Source organism: Streptomyces sp. NPDC049915, assembly GCF_040656475.1.
In the GTDB taxonomy this organism is placed as follows: domain Bacteria; phylum Actinomycetota; class Actinomycetes; order Streptomycetales; family Streptomycetaceae; genus Streptomyces.
On the sequence record NZ_JBFAMH010000081.1, the window covers coordinates 1 to 1463 of the forward strand.

At 67.2% G+C, this 1463-nt stretch carries 1 protein-coding gene and 1 pseudogene; one reads left to right on the top strand and one right to left on the bottom strand.

From position 1 onward, the window contains the following. Window positions 1-620 precede the first annotated feature (620 nt). Window positions 621-944 (bottom strand): annotated as a pseudogene (locus AB0J12_RS39620) (NADP oxidoreductase); the annotation flags it as partial. Between the two features lie 130 nt (window positions 945-1074). Between AB0J12_RS39620 and AB0J12_RS39625 the strand changes: the two are divergent. After that, window positions 1075-1463: DUF4158 domain-containing protein (locus AB0J12_RS39625; protein WP_363269661.1), on the top strand; the 389-nt coding region annotated here is incomplete at its 3' end.

A 1463-nucleotide genomic window follows, 5' to 3' on the forward strand; every position in this document is an offset into this window, starting at 1 on the left:
CGGGCCCTTACCGTCTGCCGCAGTGGTCAGCGGGCCAGAGCCGATCGGTGTCTCGCGTGTTCCAACGAGCCATTGGCAGGAACTGTGCGCGGAACTGTTTAGGGGCGTCTGCGGATCGCCGCGCGAGTCGCAGGCGGCGCAGAGCCTCGAGCATGACCCTTTCGCGCTCGGCGTCGGGGGCGGCGCCGGTCCCGGACACCTCCTTCAGCACATCGATGAGGTCTCCCAGCCCGGGTTCGGGGGCGCCCAGCGCCTGCCACTGAGGGTCGACGTCCGCCCCGGTCCGTGCGAAGGGACGGAACCCGCGCAGGATCGCCGGTCCTCGGAAGCGCGCGCCTGTTCGTGTCTGGTGACAGCAGACTCGGACCGTTTGGGCCGGCCTGCTCTCCAGCCCGGCACGACCGATGCGAACACTCGAGCCGCCGAAGCCCTCATGGCTCTGTACACGGGAAGGGGAGCCGTGTGTCGACGACTTCGGGAGTCGCCTCGCGTGGAGTAGGCATGATCAATGTCGATGAGTTCGGGCGTCACTTGGAGCTCAGCGGGCGTTGTCCGTGCCAGTGCCCAGATGCCTCGCACGAGCCCGCTCCTGGATTCGGTCTGAACCCGGTCTTGATGGGTCAGCGGGTGAGGGAGACGGCGAAGGGCTTGAAGCCTTGGAGGCGCAGGATGTGGGGAACCACGAGGATCATGGCCTCGGTGGCGCGGGCTGTGGTGACGCCGCCGAGGTCCTCGATGCATGCGGGCTGCCAACCCAGGTCGCCGAGCAGGCCGGTGACGGTCTTCTTCGCGTTCTGGTCATCGCCCGAGAGATAGGCGGTGGGTGGGGTGGCCAGGGTTTCGGGAGCGGTCATGACCATGAACAGCGTGGTGTCGGGGGTCTTGACCACATGGGTGTCGGGGAGGGCGGCCTGGAGTTGCTCGGCGAGGCTGCTGCCGGGATAGGGGTTGAGGAACATCGGAACGAAGACCGGCGCTAAGCCCTTGGAGGGCTTGAGAGCGCTTTGACCTGGGGTTCGGCAGGGGCGGAGCCTTCGGCAGTCGTGTTGATCACTGACTGTCTGGAGGTCCGGGGTGCCGGTCGAGTTTCTGACGGATGAGCAAGCCGCGAAGTATGCGGCGTACGACGGGGCGCCGTCCCGTACGGAGTTGGAGCGGTTCTTCTTCCTGGACGACGCGTACCGGGCGTTGATCGAGCCGAAGCGGCGGGCCCACAACCGGCTCGGGTTCGCGGTGCAGATGACCACGGTGCGGTTCCTCGGGGTGTTCCTGGACGTCTGCCGTCACCGGTGGCGGCAGAACTGTCCGTCAGGCGATAGAAGTCGCCTGCCCCTCCTGTCAGCGGCAAAGCTCGGACCGGAGCCGGGAAGCCAGGTCGACCGCCGCCTCGATCTCCTCGCGGCGGATGGACACGCTCTCGACGTTGAGGCCGAACGGCACCTTGAGCCGTCGGCAGAAGGTCA